Consider the following 21171-nt stretch of genomic DNA (forward strand, 5'->3'; position numbering starts at 1 on the left):
GGAGTAGTTACCTCACAAGAGTCCCGTGGGGCGCGCTAGAGTTGGGGCCATGACAGAGCCCATGACAGAGCGCAGCGTGTTTTCTCGTATGCCCGAAACCGGTGGGGTTCGCCAGCGGTTGCAGGCTGCTGTGCGCGCTGCGCATTATCGCTTTGCCAATGGTCAACCGCTGGCAGGCGATGGGGCGGAGGTTTCGCCGGAAGGTGGGGACGCGGGGTCGTCGTTAAGCGATGTGCCACGCGACTCGGACATGACGCACGCCTGGCTGTTCACGGGACCTGCGGGGTCGGGGCGGTCGGTGACGGCGACGGCGTTTGCGGCGGCGCTGCTGTGCACGCGGCATGACAGCCCCGGTTGTGGCGAGTGCGAGGGCTGCCGGACGGCGCTGGCGGGAACGCATGGCGATATCAAGATCGTGCGCCCGGAGGGCACCATCATTTCGGTGGCGACGGTGAGGGATGAGCTGCGGCCCTGGGCTTACAAGATGCCCACGACGGCGGATTGCCGCGTGCTGATCATCGAAGACGCCGACCGTCTCAACGAATCCGCCTCAAATGCGCTGCTCAAGGTGGTGGAAGAGCCGCCTCTGCGCACCGTCATCATCATGTGCGCACCAACGACAAACGCGGAGGATTTCTCCGTTACGCTCCGTTCGCGCTGCCGCCATGTCTATGTGCCGACGCCGCATATCGACGATGTCACAAACCTCCTGCGCGCCGAGCGGCCAGAGCTTACCGACGAGCAAGCGGTCTGGGCCGCGACGGTGTCCAACGGTCACATTGGGCGTGCGCGTGGCTTTGTCTCCGATGAGGGCTCGCGTGCTTGGCGGGGTAAGGCCCTGGATTTCGTGGAGGCTGTGTTCGATCCGGCGAAGTCATACGTGGCGGCGCGTGAGCTGGCCAACGAAGTAGCAGGCGAGGTCAAGCGGCGGATGGAGCCACTAGAGGCTGAGGAGCTGGAGAACCTCGAGCGCTCACTGGGCGTAGGTGCGTCCGGCAAGGGTGCGCAGGCGGCACTGCGCGGCTCTAAGGGGGTTATCAAGGAGCTGGAGGAAAATCAGAAGCGGCGGCGCAGGCGCGCGGAGTCAGATCTGATCGACCTGTCGTTGACCGACATTATGGGGCTTTACCGTGACGCCCTGGTGCTGGCGTTTGGGGCGGAACGTGGTGGTGAGACTGCTTCGGGGGATTCGGGCTTTGGTGCTGGTTCTGAGTTTGGCGATGGCGCGGTCTACCTCATAAATCCAGACCGTCGTCGGACAGCCACGGAGCTAGCCCGACGCCTTCCGCCGGAGGCGATATTGGCCTCCATCGATGCTGTCACCGAGGTGCGCGGCATGCTCGTGACTGCAGTGAAGTTGACGGTCTTGATGGATGAATTGATGGCTAAATTGCAGATCGCGGGGCAGGTTGGTCGTAGGTAAGCCGGTAGCCGCGCCTAATGCAGCGGACTGCAGGCCCCATTTTGGTAGCGATGGGGGCAGTACAGTAGTATTACCGCTTGTACATTTTGTGCAGGGTTATTTCTGCTTGCTTGAAAGCTCGGCGCAATGTGCGTGCCGCCTTAGCTCAGTCGGTAGAGCGTCTCACTCGTAATGAGAAGGTCGCGAGTTCGATTCTCGCAGGCGGCTCGGTTTGAAACGGGATCCTTTAAAAAGGGTCCCGTTTTTTATTTTTTGGATCGGTCAAACATGAGGAGAGCGAATCCAGCGGCAACCCAGACGATGAGAACCCACCACGCTGCCCCAGCACCGTTGCCATCGAAAAATGACAGTGACCTGACTAGGTAGCCAGTCGCCCCAATGGGCATCCACTGGCCAAGGGTGGACCAACCGGCCGGAAGCAGCCAGGGGCCGGTGGACAGTCCAGAGAGCGGGTTCGCCAAGAAAATCGTCAAAATGGCGCCGATGCCCACACCGGGAGTGCCAATAATGGCCGCAAGCCCGGCGGTAAGCATTGAGGTAGCCAGGATTCCCAGAGAAATAGCCAGCCATTCCATGCCGAAGCTGCCCGAAAGCGTGCCGTAGACAGAGTGGAGCATCCACGTTGCCACGAGGGCTCCGAAGACTGCGATGCCAGCGAGGACACCCAATTTCGTCCACTTCTTACCTCGGAAGAGGAAGGTGGCTATAACTGCCGAGATGATACCGCCGAAAGCCAGCGGCAAGCCGAGGAGCGCGACACCGGAAGCTTGTGGGTCATCCTGTGTGGTTGGAGCCAAATCCTCCCGCTCTACAGGGATGTTTTGAGACTCGAGGGTCGTCGCAATGCCGTCGATAAGCTGCGAGTAAGGTGCGCCGTTGCCTGAAGCGGTGTAGGCGGTAGCGCCCGTCGGGGAGATGACGATGCCGCCAACAGTTTCGCGATTGAGGATTGACTCGCGTACGGCGTCAGGGGTGTCCATCACCTGGATATCAGGAGCATCGTCGCCAGCTTTGTGTTCGATGGCTTGGGTGATTTGTTCGGATATTGGGGCGGGGGCAGTCAGCGCAATGGGGACATCGTTCGGGCCGGAGGCAAATGTCGGTGCCAGGAACGCGAAGAGCATGAGCCCGATGACGAGCGGAATACCGAAGATCACGGCTACTGCTTTGGGGGCGGGTGAGGCTTTTTTCGTCTCAGTCGTAGCTGTTGACATGGCCTATCTCCTAACTGGAGCAGAGTGTTTCACTTACAAAGTGGAGCAGAGTGTTCCGTTTGTTAGGATGCAAGTGTGAGACAAGATGCAGTGATGAACAGTGATGCCATCGTGGAAGCAGCGCGAAAACTCTTGATAGAGCAAGGAGCCGGTGTATCCATGCGTGCGATTGCCAGGGAGGCCGGTGTCGGTTTAGCTACGGCAAGCAGGCACTTTCCCAGCAGGATTGAGCTTCTCGGCGCAGTCAGTGCTCGTGTTGCAGCTGATATCGACAGGGTTACTGAGGCAGCCGTAGCTCAGTTTGACGACGATCCGGACGGCGCTTGGCACGAAGCAGTCCACGCGATCGCGAAATTAAGTGTTGCGGCACTTGCCCAGGCATTATTCAGCGATCTCAATACCAGTTTGGGGAGCGAGGCGAAAAAGATTGATGGCATTATCGAAAAGCGAATGACGGAGTTGCGTCAGAGCTATACGCGACTGCTGGATAAGGCAAAAGCAGCTGGGCTATGCCCGGAGGACGTTGCACCGCTTGATTTCCACCTTGGGCTCGCTGTGGTGTCGCGTCCCCTTCCTAACTCTGCAGCGGTCGAGCAGTACTTTCCCGGTGTGCAAGAAAAGCTTGTGGACTTAATGCTTACGGGTTTGGCAGCACAGGCGAAGGGGAATCACTAAACCCCTCGGTGATAAGTCCTGAAAAATCCTGCACACGTCCCGACGTGCGGTGATTCCCCGAAACGAAGGGGGAGGAAATCTCGGAGCCGGCGACTCTCAATCGAGTGTTTGCTACTGTTACTCAGCACATAGCAGGTACGCGGAAACTAGGAGAACGCACTATGCGGCAGCCCGGACACCAGGGACTAGCAGTGCAGCGATCAGCAAGACGACTAGCTGTGGCTTTGGTGGCTGCGGCAATTTTGCCAGCCGGTCTTGTAGCTTGCACCATCGACACGGAGGCTTCCAAAGCAGGAAGCGCTCAGCAAGCTGCGTCGACAGAAACGCAAACGTCGTTGGCAGCTGAAGAAGAGGCTATGCAGATGCCGAACCCCACTCCGCCGAATGAGGAGTCTGCAATGTCTGATTCTGCTAACCCCGACGCAGTCGCTTCTGGCGATGCACAACAACAGCAAGCTAATCGCGCTACTTCGCGTGCCGACGGCTCCAGCGCTGTAGCCGGCAAGGTCATCTACCTCGACCCGGGACACGCCGGCACCCCACCACCAGCGGACATGATGGTCACTGACGGCCGCGGTGGCCAGAAGCCATGTAATACCTCCGGTACCGCTTCCAATGACGGCTTCCCGGAGCATGAGTTCAATTGGCTGATGGCGCAGGAAATTAAGCAGCTGCTCGAACAGCGCGGTGCTCAGGTGCTGCTCAGCCGCGTCGATGACACCGGTCGTGCAGATTGCATCGATGCCCGTGCAGAGAAGGAAAATGCCTCCAACGCCGATGCCGTGGTGAGCCTTCACGCAGATGGTGCTGGAGAGGGCAACCGCGGATTCCATGTGTCTGCGATTTCGCAGCCGCTCGCCAATAATGACGAGCAGGGATCTACCGCGCTGGCAACCGCGCTGCGCGATGCTTTTGTCGCAGCCGGTTTTGCTCCATCCAACTACCTCGGTAGCCAGGGGCTGAATCCGCGCGCTGACCTCACCGGACTCAACCTATCGACGAAACCAAAGGCACTGGTCGAATACGGCAACATGCGTGATAGCAGCGACATTGCCCTCTTGACCTCCAACGAAGGCCGTCAGCGCTTGGCAGAGGCCACTGTGGCTGGGTTGGAAGGTTTCTTGGCGCAGTAGCCAACCTGCGCATCCAGGCCGTAGCTACCTCACACCAGTCACCGCCACAGCAGCCACCACAGCGGCCAACCGGCCAACACGCTAACTAGCCGGGTTTGCCTTAGCTTTCGGTGTCATCGCGTCGTAAGGCTCCATCATGGGGATATCCAGCATGGTGCTGGGGACACCGAAGGCGTCGACAAGCACCTCAGACCAGGGGCCAAGGGAATCAACAAGATCGGCCAAGCCCGCCCGCGCGCCCTTGGTGCGAGTACCGGTGAGCAGTGACTGCTCCAAGAACCAGCCGGCGTTATCGCAGACCACCGACAGGAAGAACACATCGCGAACCTGCTCGAGCACCTCTTGAGAGCGCTCATCTGTGAGTGTGGATTCAGCTTCAAAGAACGCTTCCAAAATCATGCGATCGATATGCGCCCACGCGCAGGAAATCATGTGGTCCTGGACCTTGTCCACCAGCTTCGCGGCCTTTTCCACAGGCAGTTTCCGCGCCGGGCGCAGCCTGCGAGCAAGGGACTTGAGAAGTCGATTCTCGCGCTCGATGAGCAATTGCATCTGGCTGGCGGGGTCAAAGAGCGAGGACTCATCAGCGTCAGTCAGCGCATCCAAGAGGTTCTGAACGACGGCGTCCGCACCGGTGCGACGGCGCAAAATGCCACTGAAATTGTCGAGGCCGAAGCGCACCATCTCCAGGTTGGAAAAACTCTGCACCTCCCGGGCAAAACCACCCAAAAGTTCCTTGGTGACCAGCTGCAACATCACCACGTTGTCGCCCTCAAAAGTGGTGAATACGTCAGAGTCTTCTTTGAGAATGGTCAACAGGTTCTCTGCCATGTAGCCGGCTCCACCGGTGGCCTCACGCATCTCCTGGATGGCGTCGGTGGCATGTGCGGTGTTGGCGACCTTCAATGCGGCGGCATGTGCCTCCGCTTCACGTAGATCGCGAGCCTGCTCCGGGGTTAGATTCGCACGGTCCAGCCCTTCCGCTTCGAGGTCGTGAATCCGCTTGATCAGCAGGTTGGTGGCAAATTGCAGACCGTACGAACGCGCAATGCGGGGGAGTAGTCGGATTCGGTGCTGGCGGTGCTCAATGAGTTTCTTTTCCGGCAGCGAATCGTCGGGAGCAAATTGGCGCCGCAAGTGTGCGTACTTGGTGCCGATGGTCAATGCGGTGCGGGTTGCCGCACCAGCGGCCGCACCGACTGTCACGCGGCCGCGCACGAGGGCACCGAGCATTGTGAAAAACCGTGCATTGGGGCTGTCAATATCGCTGCTGTACTCGCCAGTGGCCGAGACATCTGCAAAACGGTTAAGCAGGTTCTCCCGCGGCACGCGGTAATGGTCGAACATGAGAGTGCCGTTGTCCACGCCCAAGAGGCCACCTTTGGTGCCGTGGTCGCCAATCGCAACCCCGTCGACAGGCGAACCGTCATCATTGCGGATCCGGGCAACAATGCAGTGCACACCATGGGATTCTTCTTGTCCTGGTGTGTAGAGCTGGCAAAAGACCGCAGCCCAGCGCCCATCGCGCGCGGCATTGCCCAAAAACCATTTCTCAGAGGAAGCCGTAGGGGAATTGAGGATGAATTCTTCCGTCTCGGGGTCGTAGTGCGCCGTGGTCTCGAGTGATTGGACGTCCGAGCCGTGGCCGCGCTCGGTCATCGCAAAGCAGCCGAGAGCCCGCAGCTCAATGAGGTCACGCACCAACTCGCCGTGACGCTCAGTTCCCAAGTTGCTGACAGCGCCGCCGAAAAGGCCCCACTGCACTCCGGACTTCACCATCAACGACAAGTCGGTGTGGCCAAGCATTTCAATCCCGGTGAGAGTGCCACCGGTATCTCCTGTGCCGCCCTGGTCAGTGCGGAAAGCACCATAGGGCATGCCGGTCTTAAGCACCTTGGACAACGCCTCGGTGGTGTGCTGCCTGGCCTCCTCCACGGTCAGCCCAGAGGTGGGCCGCAGGGTGGGGTCTTCTAAAAGGGCGCGGACATCAGCGCGCGCCTCGGGGAAATAGCCGTCCAGGACCTTTTGCAGTGCGCGTGCCACTTCCGGTTCCAGACGGGAGGGGAGTGTCTTCGGAGCGTCGGTCGAGCGCCGGCGGGGGATTCGCGTGGAGCTGGAAGAATTCTGTGCCATAACCCAACGTTAATGGGATATCTGGGGCTTGTCAGTCGCTTTCGACTGAGAAACTCATGAGGAAATCGGGACCGAGGAAAGAGAAAGCGGGTTATCGGGAGAAAAAGAAGGTGGAAACGCAAAAGCCGTCGTCAAGCAAATGCTGCGTTGTGCAATGCTTGACGACGGCTTGCGTAATCAGACCCTCGGTGGGGCAGATCCCTTAGCTGTGGGAACTAGACGCGCGACTTAACTTCGTCGAGGTTAGTTTCCGGGTGCTCGATCAGGTCTCGGTCTTCGAGACCCTTCGGCAGCAGGAACAGGGCAATCAGTGCCGGGATAGCCATGGCCATCAGGTAGACGGAGATGTAGAACGGGTTGCCGGTGGCGTCCATGATCATCTGGGCAATCATCGGAGCGAATGCGCCACCGAGGACGGCGCCGATGGCGTAAGCGATGGAAGCGCCCGAGTAGCGGACCTCAGCCGGGAACATCTCGGAGTACATGGCTGGCTGCGGGCCGAAGGTCAGGGCCAGTGGCAGGGTGAGAACTGCGACGGTCATGATGTACAGGAACGGACCCTGGTCCAGGATGCTCCACATGACGGCCTCCCAAATCATAATCACGACGTAGCCGATGATGAAGGTCTTAGCGCGGCCGATGCGGTCGGACCAAGCACCGGCGATGAACATGAAGATGGTCCAGCAAATACCAGCGACGAGAGTACCGGTCCATGCGACGGTTGCGGGGTAGCCCAGTGTCTTCTGTGCGTAAGCGCCGAAGAATGCGATCACGAGGTAACCGGTAGCCTGCTGAGCAGCGAAGATCAGAGCACCCTGGATGACCTTGCCCCAGTGGTTGCGGAAGAGCTCCGGCAGCGGAGCGGAACGCTCGGCAGACTCAGTCTGCATAGCCTGGAAGACCGGGGACTCGTCAACGGAACGGCGAATCATGTAACCGATCAGAACCAAGATGAAGGACAGCAGGAACGGCACACGCCAGCCCCAGTCCATGTAGGCTTCCTCGCCGACGATTGCCATAACAATCAGCATGGTGCCGGTCGCGAGGGTCAGACCCAGCGGAACACCGGCCTGCGGGAATGCGCCGTAGAGACCGCGCTTTTCCTTCGGTGCGTACTCCACGGACATCAGGGCTGCACCGCCCCATTCACCGCCAGCGGAAATACCCTGGAAAACACGGAGGAGAACCAGCAGGATAGGTGCGGCGATGCCGATTGATTCATAGGTCGGTAGCAGGCCGATGCAGAAAGTAGCCGCACCCATGCCGATGAGGGTGAAGACCAGAATCATCTTGCGGCCGTAACGGTCACCGATATGGCCAGCGACGATCGCGCCAAGCGGGCGGAAGAGGAAGGAAATACCCAGGGTTGCCCAAGCGAGGACCTGGGCCACCTGTGGATTCGACTGTGCAGCAGGCTCGATGAAGTGCGGAGCAAGCACGATAGCTGCGGCCTGAGCGTAAATCAGGAAGTCATAAAACTCGATGGTCGTACCCACGAGAGTTCCCGTGAGCACCTGACGGCGCTGCTTGGGATCATTCGCGATGATCGAAGTAGTCATAAAAAAACAAGACTTTCTTTACATACCCGTCCGCACGGCCATCGAGGACCTTGGTGATCTCAGCGGTCGCGCAGAAATCGCCCCAGGTTTTTCTCAGCCAGCGTTTGGGGAATGGACAGATTGTTTGACGGTGTCGAATTCTTACACAGCCAGACCGGTAGCGACCAGCGTTTGAACTTCAGCGAGCGGTGACAAAAAGTGAACAACGGGGGTAATGGGGGTCGGTGAATGGCGGTAGATTTCCTTTGTTTGTGACCGATTTATTTATACGCATGCCTGAAAAAGGCGGATTCGGGGGTGTGCAAAGGGGGTGGGTTGGGCACTACTTAACGACGGGTTGTTTCTGGATCGATTTGCGCGACCTGGCGGCCGTCTATGTGCGAGATTGTCTTAAATAGGGGAAATCTGCGTTTTATGGCTGTTCGACTACCCCCACATTGAACTAATTTGTAATTATATATTCAGAAGTTGTGTGAATGGTGTGGCAAAAGTGGCTCAAGATACAGAAGAAGTAACGGAACAATAACGATGTAGTGTCGAAAAGGGCACTGCCCCCGGATGGGGCAGGGAAACAAGGTTGGCAACAAGTCACCCCGAGACGGGGGTGTGGGCCCCAGGTTTCAGGGGCATTTTGGGGCGGTGGTAGCGCCAAGCGCCGAAACCACCCCGACACATCTTTTGTGGTTAGCCCCCGTAACTCAATTTCCACCATTGTGCGTAAGGCGCTGGGGACCGTCGTAAAGTAAACGACATGTCTTCTCACGCAGGAACTAACGGCAATGAAAATGAGGTACCTCACGGCAGGGCCAAATCCAATAAAGGCACGCCGTTGTGGCTGCTCGCCGCAATTGCAGTTTTCGCCGTCGCGTGGGGTGGCAATGAATTCACACCGCTGATGGTGATGTACCGCGAAAACGCTGACCTGGCGCCGGTGTTCATTGACCTTCTATTGCTGGTCTACGCTCTCGGCATCGCGCCGGCACTGCTGATTTCTGGCCCAATCTCGGACCGTATCGGCCGTAAGCCGGTGATGCTCGCCGCGCCGGTGCTCTCGATTCTGGGCTCGACTCTCATCGCGCTGGGCGAGACCATCGCTCCGCTCATTCTCACCGGTCGCTTTATCTCGGGCCTGGCAGTCGGCATTGTCATGGCCGTGGGCGGCTCGTGGGTAAAGGAGCTTTCCGATCCACGCTTTGACCCCAAGGCCACTTCCACCTCGGGCGCGAAGCGTCAGTCCATGGCGTTGACCTTGGGCTTTGGCCTGGGTGCGGGTATTGCCGGCACGTTGGCGCAGTTCGCACCGCTGCCGGGGCAGTTGGCTTATATCATCCACATCCTGATTTCCATCCCAACGATCTTCGGTCTTGTGGCTGTGCCGGAGACCCGCCAGTCGCCGCACCTGGGCGGCAGCAATGCTCCGCACGAAAGCGTCTGGGAATCTCTACACACCCCTTCGGTAACTAACCGTCGCTTCCTGCTCGTCGCCGCGATGGGAGCGCCGTGGGTCTTCGGTGCAGCCGGTGTTGCCTATGCAATCATTCCTTCTCTGCTTCAGGACCACGTCTCCCAGCCAGTGTTCTACTCCGCGATGGTCACACTGTTTGCGCTGCTCTGTGGTTTTGGCATTCAGCAGATTGGTCCACGCTTTGTAACCGAGCACAACGCCCGCGGCTCGCTGATCGCAATGGGCATTGTGGTTATCGGCATGGGAATGGCCGCATGGATGTCCACCAACCCCACCGCAGTGACGGCGTTCATTGCAGCGCTGGTGTTGGGTGCCGGCTACGGTCTGTCCATGTTTACCGGCCTCAACGAGGTACAGCGCATCGCTGGCCCGCGCGATATGGCTGGTCTGACCGGTATCTTCTACTGTCTGACCTACATCGGCTTCGCATTCCCGGCAATTCTGACCAAGCTCTCCGAGTCCATCTCCTGGATGACCTACCCGGTCATGCTCGGTGGCGGTATGGTCATCGCCATCTTGATGGGCTTGGTTATTTTCTTCAATTCCACTGTCAACCTGCCACAGCGCGCTGAGTAATCTCGCATTCCTCGGAAGACTAATCAACCCCGTCAATGTGAGGTTGGCACACGTATAAGCGGTTTTCCTTACTAAGCGCCTATAGTTCTTCCTATGGAGAAGCACAAGAACGAATCACCGGCCACCGCGATGACAGAATCGTCGGCAAGCGCGAAACCGCGCGCGCTGGTGACGGGTGGTGCGGGATTTATCGGTTCGACGCTGGTTGACCGGCTACTGGCTGAAGGGTACGCGGTCACGGCGCTGGACGATCTCTCCCACGGAAAGCTGGAAAACCTCCAGCAGGCATCGCTTAACGACGACTTTGAGTTCATAACCGCCGATGTGCTGGAGGTGGACTGGGACGAGCTGCTCGAGCAAAGCGGCCCGGAGGTTATTTTCCACCTCGCAGCGCAGATTGATGTTCGGATTTCCGTGGCCGACCCGGTGCGAGATGCGACGCTGAACATCATTGGCACAATCAAACTTGCCGATGCGGCCCGAAAGCACGGTGTCCGCAAGGTTGTGTTTACATCTTCGGGCGGTTCCATCTACGGCACGCCGGAGGAGCTTCCGGTGACGGAAAACGTGCCGGTCAATCCGATGAGCCCCTATGCCGCCTCAAAGGCAACGGGCGAACTGTACTTGAATATGTTCCGCAATCTTTACGGGCTCGAATGCTCGCACATCGCGCCGGCGAATGTGTACGGCCCGCGGCAGGATCCGCACGGCGAGGCCGGTGTGGTTGCTATTTTCGCCCAGCGACTGCTGGCGGGAGAGCCAACCAAGGTATTCGGTGACGGAGGAAATACCCGCGACTATGTCTATGTCGACGATGTGGTGGATGCTTTCTACCGCGCATCCGGCGAGGTCGGTGGTGGAATGCGCTTTAATATTGGCACCGGCGTAGAAACCTCGGATCGGCAGCTGCACTCGTTGGTGGCGCAGGCTGCGGATGCCGAGGATAATCCAGAGTTTGCACCGCCGCGCACTGGTGATGTGGCGCGGTCGGCGTTGGATCCCACGCGGGCGCGTGAGGTACTCGGCTGGGAGCCAGCTATGAGTATTCAGGAAGGTGTTGCTCGTACTGTGGAGTACTTCCGGAATCAGGGCTAGCGCAGCTTACGCGGGCGGCTTCGCGCAGTCGTCCGCGTAGGTTAGCCGTGAGTCAGCCAGGTTACTTGCCAGCTTCCTCCGCGCGCTTGGCGTGGATGAGAGCCAGCTCGATATTGTCCTCGAACACGTCGAGAGGCTGTGCGCCCGAGACGAACTGAGTACCAACGAGGAAGCCCGGAGTACCGGAAATGCCCAGCATGGAACCGAACTGGGTGGCATTCTCGACCGCCTCGGTCCACTTGCCGTCCTTAAGCTCCTTTTCAAAGCGCTTCATGTCCGGCACACCGGCCTCACGAGCGACGGCAATCAGTTCCTTTTCAGTGAACTCCGGGTGGCCCTGGCCCTTTTCGCCGGCCTTCTTAAACAGCGCACGGGAGAACTCCCAGAACTTGCCCTGAGCTGCCGCGGCACGGCCGGCCTCAGCGTCCTTGATGGCCTTCTCACCATTGATGGCCATATCGTTCCACTCCAGGCGGACCAGTCCCTCATTGACGTACTTTTCCACGAGGGCAGACTCGGTTTCGTTTGCGAACTTCGCGCAGAACGGGCATTCGAAGTCCGAGTAGATTGAGATTACGACCGGCGCATCCACTGCACCGAGAGCAAAAGGATCATTTTCATTGCGGCGGTGGACATTGTCCATATCCTCCGGGGACTTCAGCTGCGCTCCCGCCTTTGGGCCGTAGATGCTGGCATCGAAAGAGCCATTCGGGCCAGGTACAGGCGCAATTTCCCCCTTGCCTGGTGCAACGCCCGCCATGTTGACGGTGCTCACGCCGTTGAAGCTAGCCGAACGCGAGCCAGCGAAGAAGCCCGCTGCGCCGACAACGATCAATGCGACGACAGCTAGCGCCCATGCGGCGTTCGGAATCGAGTACCACGACTTGGTTTTTCCATCACTGTCGGCAGACCAGGACTCCAAGTCCTGTTCAGTGGGTACCGGCTGAGAAGCCTGCTGGGGTTCCTGCTGTGTCCCCTGCGGCGCTGCGTCTGCCGAGGGCTGCTGCGAATCGCTGCTGTTGTCAGCGGCGATGTTGTCCTTATTTTCTTCGCTCATGGCTTCTATGGAACCACAGCCTCAGATTCACATGCGCTTAGCGTGCCGACTAGTCGGACGGAGCGTTGTTCTCGGCGTTCGTCGCGCTGTCTTTTTGGCTGCTGTTCTGGCTGCCCGAAATCACAATTTCTTCTTCCGGACGCACAGCGGTCTTCAAGGCCACTGCACGAGCCAGTCGCGCGTAGCGTAGCTCCTGTTCGCGGAAGCGAATGTAGGACGACACCGTGGTAAACACGAACGCCAACACCAGTACGTAGAGCAGCAAATCGGTGCCCCGGGTCACACCAATCCAGTTGGCCACCACGGTCAGATCGTCGGGACGCACGATTGCCCACAGGCACGCGATGACGAAAACGACGAATCCCAGTTTCACGCCCGCCTTGGCGCGCGCTTTACGACGGTTAGCGACGAAGTAAGCCACCAGGCCCACCATCGCCAGCAGCAAAATAACTTGAACGATGGATGCGGTCATGGCAGCCTCTTCGAAATCAGGGAGTCGGCAAGGATATTGACACCGTTGAACAAGGATTGCCCTTTGGACATGGAGTATTCCGTGTAGAGGATATCCACCGGCTGCTCAGCGGTACGCCAACCTCTGCTGTCCATGACCTCGACAAATTCGGAGGCATGGCTCATGCCGTTCATGCGTAGGTTCAGTTGCTCTGCCACCGTGCGGTTGAAGGCGCGCAGGCCGTTGTGGGCGTCGGTAAGCCCGAGTCGGCGCGTGCGTGGTGACAACATGACCACCGTCTTGAGGACAATTCGCTTAATCAGCGGCACCTGGTCATCCTCGGCGCGAGGGCGGCCGAAACGGGTTCCCACAATGATGTCGATTGGTTCGGTGCGCAGTCGCTGCACCATAGCGACGACGTCCTTGACCTGGTGCTGGCCATCGGCGTCGAAGGTGACAAAGTACTTCGAGCCAGCCTGCGCGCGAGCGTATTCCACGCCGGTCTGGATAGCCGCCCCTTGACCCAAATTGACAGGGTGGTTGACCAGGTGAGCGCCAGCCCTGTGGATCTCCAGGCTGGAGTTATCCGAAGAGCCGTCGTTGACCGCGACAATGTTGGGGAAGGTCTCGCGAGCGTGCTCGAGAACCTCACGAATAACCTGGCCCTCGTTGTAGCACGGCACAATCAGCCAGGTGTCCGAGAAATCCATGTTGTCAGTCATCGCTCCGAAGCCTACCGCACAAACAATCGTCGATACGCGCGTGACATGAGCTGAGTTGGCAAAAGTCGGAAAAGTGTCCGCACCGCCAAGTTAAACACCGCCCGCGGCCTGGAAATCAGCCCCTCAGCTACCAGCGTGCGCTGGAGCTGACGTTCACCGCGGATGATGCCGCGCGAGGTTCGCCGCTCGAACATGCCGTCGGCGCGGAAGTACACCAGCGGCTCGGGCAGATTCTCAAACTTCGCGCCGGCGGCCATGAGGCGCACCCAGAGGTCGTAGTCCTCCATCAGACGGATGTCGCGATACCCACCGACCTCACGCACCTTCGCCGTTCGCAGCATCGAGGAGGGGTTATTCACGGGCGAATTGATCTTGATATAACGCGCAATCTCGGCGTGCGTCTGCGGCAGGGTCCGCACACGCACCACATTGTCCGGCGTGCCCTCGAACTCCGCCATTGCACTGCCCAGCACATCCAACTCCGGATTAGCGGTCAGCACGTCCCACTGCTTTTCAAAGCGGTCCGCACGCGCAATATCGTCCGCATCCAGCCGCGCCACCCATGGCGTTTCCACCAACTGAAGACCCGCCTGCGAAGCCACTCCCGAGCCGCCATTTTCCGCACACCGCAGCACGGTCATCTCCGAATGCGCCTGCTCATGCTTGACGACGACCCGGTCGAGTTCCTGCTCGATCGGGCCATCGATGACCACAATGACGTGCGCGGCCGGACGCGTCTGGTTCCACAGCGACTGCAGCGCAGCATCGAGCTGGTCGGGGACGACGCGGTGGTAGACGGTCATGAGAACCGTGAGGTTAGTGATGGTGGACATGTGAGTCTCGAACCTTGGGAGTTGCAGGGGGATGTGGACGGTTTTTTTGGGGGGGGGGGACGGCATTGGATGTGGGTGGTGTTATTCCACCGCAAAAGCCTCCGATACGGCTGACCTGGCAGCACGTGGGGAAAGTTTGCGCAGCGCAAGCAGGTGAATGACAACACCTACTGCAGAGCCTACGGCGATAGCCGCGACCGTGCGTACCGACAGGTGCCCAGGGAGGAAAAGAATGGCAACGGCGATCGTGGTCGCAGCCAACCAACCGATCAGATACATGTGGTGCTTTTCCACTGCCAAGGTGACCGAGCCGGTAATCATCAACATGGCGGTCAACGTCGCACCGAGCGTCAGCGCTGCGAGCACCGGCCCGGACACGTGATAGCTATCGTCCAGGATGAGAGTCATAATCCACGGGCCGATGAGCCATGCCAGGCCCGCCCCGAAGGTGCCGAAAGCAGCCAGCGCCCCCAACGGCTTGGCCAGCGCTGCCAGCACGCCTTCGGAGCGATGCCGGACAAAGCTCACAATGATGGCGTTTTGGAACTTCTCCAAGGGCATGAGCAGCGGAGCGCGGGTCAGCGTTACGGCGTAGGCGATTCCCGCAATGGTCACTGCTGCGGTGAAGTTGTTGGCATGCGGCGGGGTAAGTGACTCGGCTATCCCGGCGCCAGTGGTGACCGCTTCGCCGGCAATCTTGACGATTGTCGGAAAACCTGTGACCAGCACAGCAGATGCGCCAGATGCGCCCATGGCCGTGACCATGAGAGTGATGAAGCGGCGCACCGGGACGTCGGCACGCGCGAACATGACCGAGCGGGTTGCCGAGGAAAACAGCGCGAGAATAAGCCAACTGACTGTCCCGAACACCGTAATAATCAGCCAGGCCAGCAGACCCCAGCCGAAGTACCAGGCGACGAGTGCCAGTGCTACGCGCACGAGAATGTCGATCATGATTAGGGCGGCGTAGGGGCCCCACAGCTGGCGGCCGCTGAGCAGACCCGAGGTGGTGGCCTGCATCGAGTACAGAGCAAGGCCAGAGGCCATGAGCAGAATTGCAGTGCCGGCGTCATCCTGCACGACCAGTGGGGCCCACAGCGGACCCGTCACTGCCATGGTGATGAAAGTAACTGCGGCGACGCCCAGCGAAACCGTGATGGGACGAGCGCCGAGAGTTTGACCCGTTTCGGTAGCTGTCTGCTCCTGTTCCTGCTCCGGCTTCTGCTCTGGGGTCTGTTCACGGGGCCGCTCCCGCTTCCGGTTCCGCGCTTCCGCAGCACCAATCGCGCGCGTGGTCTCCTGCATCAACCCGCCGAGAACACCCGTGAGCGCGAAGAACAGTCCCCAAAACGCCACGAACTGCAGGTTTATAGCATTGGGAAGTGCGCGGGCCGAAATAATCAGCACCGCGAAGCTGCCTATCGCCGCGACAATCGTGGCCAGCGACAACCATTTGAAACCGGACATTGACGTGCCTCTAGCTCTCTAGTCCTTGGCCTTCGAGTAGCCGAGCTTTGCAAACTGAGCAGCCAGCTTCTCGTCCACGATTGGAGCACCATTATCGCCGATGCCCTGGTCAGCAGGGGAGCGCGTCGGGTCAGCGGGGAAGTTTGGCAAGGAGCTGCGTGACAGCCAGGAGTCAAAGATGACATCCAGGTGCGAGGTGGTGATGCCACGCTCACGGCACACGCGGTTGGCCAGTGCGCGGAAGTCCACTGCATCGACCACACTGTGGCGGTTAGTGGTGGTCCACTTGCGCACCAGGTCAAAGAACACTTCGTCGCCCAGCAGCAGACGCAGAGCGTGCACAGTCAGCGCGCCGCGCTTGTACAGGCGGTCGTCGAACATCAGCTTTGGTCCCGGGTTGGCGATGACGATGTCCTGCTCTTCCTCAAGCAAATCCAGGTAATGCTTGCGGGCGTGCACATCCGCGCTGGCACCACCGCTGACCTCGGACCACACCCACTCGGAGTAGCAGGCAAACCCTTCGTTGAGCCAGATATCGCGCCACTGCGAAATGCCGACACTGTTGCCGAACCACTGGTGCGACAACTCGTGGGCGATCAGTCGATTCCACGTGTCCTTGCCGTCGGCGTGGTTGGCACCGAAGATGGACAGCCCCTGTGCCTCAATGGGGATCTCCAGGTCATCCTCACAAATGACCACCTGGTAAGCGCGGAAGGGGTAAGGGCCAAAGAGCTTGGCGAACTCATCGAGCATGCGCCCCTGATCGCGGAAGTCATGGCGAGCATTGGCCACCAGCTCAGAAGGCACCCACGCCACCACAGTCGAGGTCTGGCACGGCAGCTCGACCTTCTTAAACTGGCCGACATTGATGGTGGCCAGGTAGGAGGCCATGGGCTCCTCGGTGACAAACCGCCAGCGGCGGCGCGATCCGCCCACGTTCACCGGAGCGTCGGCAAGCCCTGGTGCGACGACCTCGTAGGGAGCGTCGGTGACCATTGTGAACTCGTAAAATGCCTTGACCTCGGGATCGTCATCGCAGGGGTACCACGACGCCGCGCCCACCGGCTGCGATGCCACGAGTGCACCGTTTTCGAGTTCCTCCCAGCCAATTTCGCCCCACTTCGAGCGCACCGGACGTGGCGTGCCCGAGTAAGTCACAATCAGCCGCAGCGTCTCGTCGGGAGCCAACTCGCGGTCAAAGGTGACGCGCAGCTTGCGTCCCGAATGGCGCCAGCGCTTTACATCGATTGAGTGTGCCTGCGAATCGGAAATCGCATCCACCGAATCGACCCCCAGCGCATCCGCAAAGTCGAGCGTGATGTGTGAGGTCCAAGCATTGATTTCGATATGCAGAGTCGCCGTCGCCTTCAGACGATTCGGCCCGACCCGATAATCGAGGTCCAGCTCGTATTTGTTCACCCGGAAACCCAGGTTGAACGCAATACCGGTATAAGGATTAGTGAAATCAGCGCTACTCACGGCTGTTACCTTACTTGAGCTTGTTCCACAGCCACGTAGATATGAGTGCCTCGACGAACGCGACCTGCGAATTATCCGCCGCACCGGCGTGGCCTCCTTCGGTATTTTCGTGATAATCCACCGGCTGTCCCGCTTCCTCCAGCAGCCACGCCAGGCTCCTCGCATGTGCCGGGTGGACACGGTCATCCCTGGTAGACGTCGTAATCAACGCTGGTGGGTAGGCGCGCTGCTCTCGCTTGACGACGCGCTGGACCGGCGAATACTGCGCAATCGCAGCCCGCTCGGTGGGGTCGTCCGGGTTTCCATATTCGGCCATCCAGGAGGCTCCCGCGGACAGCTTGTGATAGCGCATCATGTCCGCCAGTGGCACCTGGGACACCACTGCGCCCAACAACTCCGGGTAGGAGGTTAGGCAGACAGCGGTCAGCAGCCCGCCGTTGGAACCACCGCGCACGCCCAGCTGCTCGCGCGTGCAGTAGCCGCGTGCAACCAGGTCGCGCAGCACGGCCTGATGATCCTCATAGACCCTCATCCGCTCAGTCTTGACCACCGAGGAGTGCCAGGTCGGGCCGAATTCGCCACCGCCACGCAGGTTGGCCTCCACGAAGTACCCGCCTCGCTCGAGCCAGGTCAGGCCACGAATCGCCGAGTACTGCGGGACCAGTGAGACCTCGAAACCGCCGTAGGCGTGCACGAGGGTAGGGGCTGGGTTCGGAGTGGGCGTGGCTGTGGTTGTCTCTGCACTAGCGCCTGTGTCAGCACTTGCACCAGCGCCCGCGCTGAAGCGGCCGGTGATGCGATACGGAATCCGTGTGCCATCGGCCGAAGTCGCCCAGTGCTGCCGCGTCTCCATCCCCTCACTGTCGAAGAGCGCCGGAGCACGCCGCACTTCCGTGAGCGGGCTGCCGACCTGCCCGTACCAGAGGGTTGCCGGCTGCGTTGCCGAGGTCGAAACCAACCAGATCTCATCGTCGCGTTCAGAGGCTGTATCAATCACGCTCACAGTAGCTTGCGCAGGTAACTCGCCGAAAGCCTCCACCGGCTCCCACGAGCCCTCCCGCAACACGACCAACTTCGTCGCCACATCCTCCAACAGCGTCAACACCAGGAAGTTCTTCGTCCACGCCAGCTGCTGGAACGAGGTGTGCGCATCAGGGGTGAAAATCACCTCCACCTCACGCGAGCCCGCCAGCCACTTTTCGAGCTCCACAACGGCCACGCCACCAGCCGGAATGCCATTGAACTCCGTGCGCGGCATCAGCACCAGCCACTGCCTATGGACACTCGTGCGACAGTCCTGCGGTACCTCCAGGATCTGCAGGGAAAAGTCCCCATTCTGCTGCGCCGCCAACTTGCCCGGACGCTCCGCTGCCACGAACCGCTGCGAATTATAAAAATCATGCGCACGCTCGACAAACAGCCGCTCAAAACCCTCCGTCGCGTCGAACCAGCCGCCCACGGCCACATCATCACTGTGGCCTGAGAAAATCACATCCGCGCTTGACGACGGCATGCCGCGCCGCCACCGACGCACCTGCCGCGGGTAGCCCGAATCCGTCAGTGACCCCGGACCAAAGTCACTGCCAACGAGAATTTCGTCACGACCCAACCAACAGACATCGGACTTCGCCTCCGGGAGGTAGAACGGCTCATCCTCCACAAAAGTGCAGTTGACGAGGTCAAACTCCCGCACCATAGTGGCATCGGCGCCGCCGCGAGAGAGCAGAATCAACGCGCGGTCATACTCCGGATAACGGCACACCGTGCCCTTCCAGACCCAGTTTTCTCCCTCGGCTTTCGCCAGCGCATCGAGGTCGATGAGAGTTTCCCACTCGGTCGCCTGCGGATCTTCCTGGCCAGCCAGATAGCTCTGCAACGAGGTGCGCCGCCACAGGCCCCGCGGATGCTCGGCATCCCGCCAGAAGTTATAGAGGTACTCGCCGCGCCGCACCGGGTATGCGATCCGGGCATCGGTGTTGAGCGCAGCCAGGATGCGTTGTTCCAGGTTGGTGCGGTCGCTGGTGTCGTCGGCAAGCGAATCGACGCCTGCGACGGTGGCCTCCGACTGCGCGCGGGCCCACGCCAGCGCCTGGGAGCCGTCGATATCGTCCAGCCAATCGGGGACAAGGTCAGTGGAGAGGAAGGAGAGATTGTTGCCCAAGTCGGTGTCCGTGTCGGTGCCCATGCCCACCACCGTAGCCGACCGCAGTAGGTAAAACCGGGACTCGCGCGTGAAGTAAAGACAAGTCGTGCGTAGACTTGTGCACGTGGCTGAACATTTTGATCTTGTAGTACTCGGCGGCGGTCCTGGCGGATACGTCGCAGCAATCCGTGCATCCCAGCTGGGCCTGAAGACTGCCGTGGTGGAGAAGCAATACTGGGGCGGTGTCTGCCTCAACGTTGGCTGTATTCCATCCAAGTCTCTGTTGAAGAACGCCGAGGTGGCGCACATTTTCAACCATGAGGCTAAGACCTTCGGTATCTCCGGCGATGTCTCCTTTGACTTCGGTGCCGCACACGCGCGTTCGCGCAAGGTGTCCGCGGGCATCGTCAAGGGTGTTCATTTCCTGATGAAGAAGAACAAGATCACCGAAATCAACGGTTTCGGTGAATTCACTGGCCCGACCTCCATGGCCATCACTGATGGCGATGACAAGGGCAAGGAAATTACCTTCGACAAGGCGATTATTGCAACCGGCTCTGTCGTCCGTTCTCTGCCGGGCGTTGAGGTCGGCGGCAACATCGTTTCCTACGAAGAGCAGATTCTCTCCGACGAGCTGCCGGACTCCATGGTTATCGTCGGCGCTGGCGCCATCGGTATGGAGTTCGCATACGTCTTGGCTAACTACGGCGTGGACGTCACCATCGTCGAGTTCATGGACAACGTTCTGCCGAACGAGGACGCAGACGTCTCCAAGGTTATTGCCAAGGAATACAAGAAGCTGGGCGTCAAGCTCATGACCGGGCACAAGACCACCTCCATCGTGGACAATGGTGACTCGGTTGAGGTCAAGGTCGAGGCCAAGGATGGCGGCGACGAGCAGACTCTGACCGTCGACCGCGTTATGGTCTCCATCGGCTTCGCACCGCGCACCGAGGGCATCGGCCTGGACAAGGCCGGTGTTGAGCTGGGCGAGCGCGGCGAGATTGTCATCGACGAGTACATGCGCACCAACGTCGACAACATCTACGCCATCGGTGACGTCACCATGAAGCTGCAGCTGGCACACGTCGCTGAGGCACAGGGCGTTATCGCAGCTGAGCACATGGCGGGACACGAGACCGAGACCATCCCGGACTACAACATGATGCCGCGCGCAACCTTCTGTAACCCGCAGGTTGGTTCCTTCGGTAAGACCGAGGCGCAGGCCAAGAAGTGGGCAGAGGAGAACGGCCGCGAGATTAAGGTCTCCACCTTCCCGTTCTCTGCCAACGGTAAGGCCCAGGGTCTGGCGGAGCCGGCTGGTTTCGTGAAGCTCATTGCAGATGCCGAATACGGCGAGCTGCTGGGTGGCCACATGGTGGGCGCCAACGTTTCCGAGCTCATGCCGCAGCTGGTTCTGGCTGAGAAGTACGAGCTGACCACTGAGGAAATCGGCCGCGCCGTTCACATTCACCCGACCATGTCCGAGGCTATGAAGGAAGCAGCCGAGGGCGTTATGGGCAAGATGATTAACCTGTAAGAGGTTGTGGCTTTGGCCTAGGGCCAGCCTTCGCTGGTCCTGGCTCAGGCAGATACGAGTTAGTGCTTAAGTTTATGACAGTTTGACCGTGAAAATCGGTGCGAAAGTGTCATAAACTTAAGCACTTTCGGGTTAAGTGACAAAAAGTGTGTCCGCTCGGTGTGTCGCCGGGTGGGCCCTTTTTATCTCATGGGCCCTTTCCGGAT

16 protein-coding genes and 1 tRNA gene are annotated in these 21171 nt (G+C 59.7%); 7 read left to right on the plus strand and 10 right to left on the minus strand.

Going from position 1 to position 21171, the window contains the following annotated elements:
- Positions 1 to 49 precede the first annotated feature (49 nt).
- Entirely contained in the window at positions 50 to 1423 is a 1374-nt protein-coding gene (locus QP995_RS10125) for a DNA polymerase III subunit delta' (protein ID WP_150963555.1), read from the plus strand.
- 134 nt (positions 1424 to 1557) lie between these two features.
- Positions 1558 to 1630: transfer RNA gene (locus QP995_RS10130), tRNA-Thr, on the plus strand.
- A 38-nt stretch (positions 1631 to 1668) separates the two neighbouring features.
- Here the strand turns inward: QP995_RS10130 and QP995_RS10135 are convergent.
- The gene (locus QP995_RS10135; protein ID WP_016421944.1) at positions 1669 to 2637 is read right to left on the minus strand and encodes an ABC transporter permease; all 969 of its coding nucleotides are present in this window, start codon (positions 2635 to 2637) and stop codon (positions 1669 to 1671) included.
- Between the two features lie 75 nt (positions 2638 to 2712).
- Here QP995_RS10135 and QP995_RS10140 point away from each other — a divergent pair, with 75 nt between their 5' ends.
- Both QP995_RS10140 and QP995_RS10145 read left to right on the plus strand, forming a co-directional pair.
- Positions 2713 to 3312 (plus strand): TetR/AcrR family transcriptional regulator, encoded by a 600-nt coding sequence (locus tag QP995_RS10140; protein WP_048732292.1) that lies wholly within the window; start codon positions 2713 to 2715, stop codon positions 3310 to 3312.
- 161 nt (positions 3313 to 3473) lie between these two features.
- On the plus strand, positions 3474 to 4445 hold the full coding sequence (locus QP995_RS10145) for an N-acetylmuramoyl-L-alanine amidase (protein WP_016421946.1): 972 nt from the start codon (positions 3474 to 3476) through the stop codon (positions 4443 to 4445).
- 81 nt (positions 4446 to 4526) lie between these two features.
- On the opposite strand, the gene QP995_RS10150 is transcribed toward QP995_RS10145, so the two are convergent.
- Together QP995_RS10150 and QP995_RS10155 are read right to left on the minus strand one after the other, a co-directional pair.
- Positions 4527 to 6578, minus strand: a complete 2052-nt coding sequence (locus tag QP995_RS10150; protein WP_284853170.1) for an acyl-CoA dehydrogenase family protein — start codon at positions 6576 to 6578, stop codon at positions 4527 to 4529.
- Positions 6579 to 6793: 215 nt separating this feature from the next.
- Complete coding sequence (locus QP995_RS10155) at positions 6794 to 8137, minus strand: MFS transporter (RefSeq protein WP_016421948.1); 1344 nt, start codon at positions 8135 to 8137, stop codon at positions 6794 to 6796.
- Positions 8138 to 8888: 751 nt separating this feature from the next.
- Between QP995_RS10155 and QP995_RS10160 the strand changes: the two genes are divergently transcribed.
- Complete coding sequence (locus tag QP995_RS10160; RefSeq protein WP_284853171.1) at positions 8889 to 10178, plus strand: MFS transporter; 1290 nt, start codon at positions 8889 to 8891, stop codon at positions 10176 to 10178.
- Between the two features lie 129 nt (positions 10179 to 10307).
- A complete protein-coding gene (locus tag QP995_RS10165; protein WP_038629306.1) occupies positions 10308 to 11273 on the plus strand; it encodes a GDP-mannose 4,6-dehydratase in 966 nt (321 codons plus the stop codon).
- 61 nt (positions 11274 to 11334) lie between these two features.
- Here the strand turns inward: QP995_RS10165 and QP995_RS10170 are convergent, their stop codons facing one another.
- The 7 genes from QP995_RS10170 to QP995_RS10200 form a co-directional block, all read right to left on the minus strand.
- The gene (locus tag QP995_RS10170; RefSeq protein ID WP_049172390.1) at positions 11335 to 12330 is read right to left on the minus strand and encodes a DsbA family protein; all 996 of its coding nucleotides are present in this window, start codon (positions 12328 to 12330) and stop codon (positions 11335 to 11337) included.
- A 49-nt stretch (positions 12331 to 12379) separates the two neighbouring features.
- Positions 12380 to 12802: a DUF2304 domain-containing protein gene (locus QP995_RS10175; protein WP_284853172.1), complete on the minus strand. Its 423-nt coding sequence runs from the start codon at positions 12800 to 12802 to the stop codon at positions 12380 to 12382.
- The gene (ppgS, locus tag QP995_RS10180) at positions 12799 to 13491 is read right to left on the minus strand and encodes a polyprenyl-phospho-N-acetylgalactosaminyl synthase PpgS (protein WP_038629309.1); all 693 of its coding nucleotides are present in this window, start codon (positions 13489 to 13491) and stop codon (positions 12799 to 12801) included. The genes QP995_RS10175 and ppgS overlap by 4 nt, the downstream gene beginning before the upstream one ends.
- 23 nt (positions 13492 to 13514) lie before the next feature.
- The gene (locus QP995_RS10185; protein ID WP_049172388.1) at positions 13515 to 14336 is read right to left on the minus strand and encodes a glycosyltransferase; all 822 of its coding nucleotides are present in this window, start codon (positions 14334 to 14336) and stop codon (positions 13515 to 13517) included.
- Positions 14337 to 14417: 81 nt separating this feature from the next.
- The gene (locus QP995_RS10190) at positions 14418 to 15803 is read right to left on the minus strand and encodes a polysaccharide biosynthesis protein (protein WP_284853173.1); all 1386 of its coding nucleotides are present in this window, start codon (positions 15801 to 15803) and stop codon (positions 14418 to 14420) included.
- 18 nt (positions 15804 to 15821) lie between these two features.
- Positions 15822 to 17282, minus strand: coding sequence for a M1 family metallopeptidase (locus QP995_RS10195; RefSeq protein ID WP_284853174.1), 1461 nt, complete (start codon positions 17280 to 17282; stop codon positions 15822 to 15824).
- Positions 17283 to 17292: 10 nt separating this feature from the next.
- Positions 17293 to 19467 carry a prolyl oligopeptidase family serine peptidase gene (locus QP995_RS10200; protein WP_284853175.1) on the minus strand — a complete coding sequence of 725 codons (2175 nt, stop codon included), beginning with the start codon at positions 19465 to 19467 and terminating at the stop codon, positions 17293 to 17295.
- An 82-nt stretch (positions 19468 to 19549) separates the two neighbouring features.
- On the opposite strand from QP995_RS10200, the gene lpdA reads away from it, so the two are divergent.
- On the plus strand, positions 19550 to 20965 hold the full coding sequence (gene lpdA, locus QP995_RS10205) for a dihydrolipoyl dehydrogenase (protein ID WP_049189521.1): 1416 nt from the start codon (positions 19550 to 19552) through the stop codon (positions 20963 to 20965).
- The last annotated feature ends 206 nt before the right edge of the window (positions 20966 to 21171 follow it).

It is taken from the genome of Corynebacterium sp. MSK032 (assembly GCF_030232065.1).
In the GTDB taxonomy this organism is placed as follows: domain Bacteria; phylum Actinomycetota; class Actinomycetes; order Mycobacteriales; family Mycobacteriaceae; genus Corynebacterium; species Corynebacterium jeikeium_D.

What these genes read in the sequence shown, in the direction of transcription:
- QP995_RS10145 (WP_016421946.1), top strand. Translation starts at nt 3,474, where the DNA reads ATGCGGCAGCCCGGACACCAGGGACTAGCAGTGCAGCGATCAGCAAGA.
- QP995_RS10155 (WP_016421948.1), bottom strand. Translation starts at nt 8,137, where the DNA reads ATGACTACTTCGATCATCGCGAATGATCCCAAGCAGCGCCGTCAGGTG.
- QP995_RS10135 (WP_016421944.1), bottom strand. Translation starts at nt 2,637, where the DNA reads ATGTCAACAGCTACGACTGAGACGAAAAAAGCCTCACCCGCCCCCAAA.
- QP995_RS10170 (WP_049172390.1), bottom strand. Translation starts at nt 12,330, where the DNA reads ATGAGCGAAGAAAATAAGGACAACATCGCCGCTGACAACAGCAGCGAT.
- QP995_RS10150 (WP_284853170.1), bottom strand. Translation starts at nt 6,578, where the DNA reads ATGGCACAGAATTCTTCCAGCTCCACGCGAATCCCCCGCCGGCGCTCG.
- QP995_RS10175 (WP_284853172.1), bottom strand. Translation starts at nt 12,802, where the DNA reads ATGACCGCATCCATCGTTCAAGTTATTTTGCTGCTGGCGATGGTGGGC.
- QP995_RS10185 (WP_049172388.1), bottom strand. Translation starts at nt 14,336, where the DNA reads ATGTCCACCATCACTAACCTCACGGTTCTCATGACCGTCTACCACCGC.
- QP995_RS10190 (WP_284853173.1), bottom strand. Translation starts at nt 15,803, where the DNA reads ATGTCCGGTTTCAAATGGTTGTCGCTGGCCACGATTGTCGCGGCGATA.
- QP995_RS10200 (WP_284853175.1), bottom strand. Translation starts at nt 19,467, where the DNA reads ATGGGCACCGACACGGACACCGACTTGGGCAACAATCTCTCCTTCCTC.
- QP995_RS10165 (WP_038629306.1), top strand. Translation starts at nt 10,308, where the DNA reads ATGACAGAATCGTCGGCAAGCGCGAAACCGCGCGCGCTGGTGACGGGT.
- ppgS (WP_038629309.1), bottom strand. Translation starts at nt 13,491, where the DNA reads ATGGATTTCTCGGACACCTGGCTGATTGTGCCGTGCTACAACGAGGGC.
- QP995_RS10125 (WP_150963555.1), top strand. Translation starts at nt 50, where the DNA reads ATGACAGAGCCCATGACAGAGCGCAGCGTGTTTTCTCGTATGCCCGAA.
- QP995_RS10160 (WP_284853171.1), top strand. Translation starts at nt 8,889, where the DNA reads ATGTCTTCTCACGCAGGAACTAACGGCAATGAAAATGAGGTACCTCAC.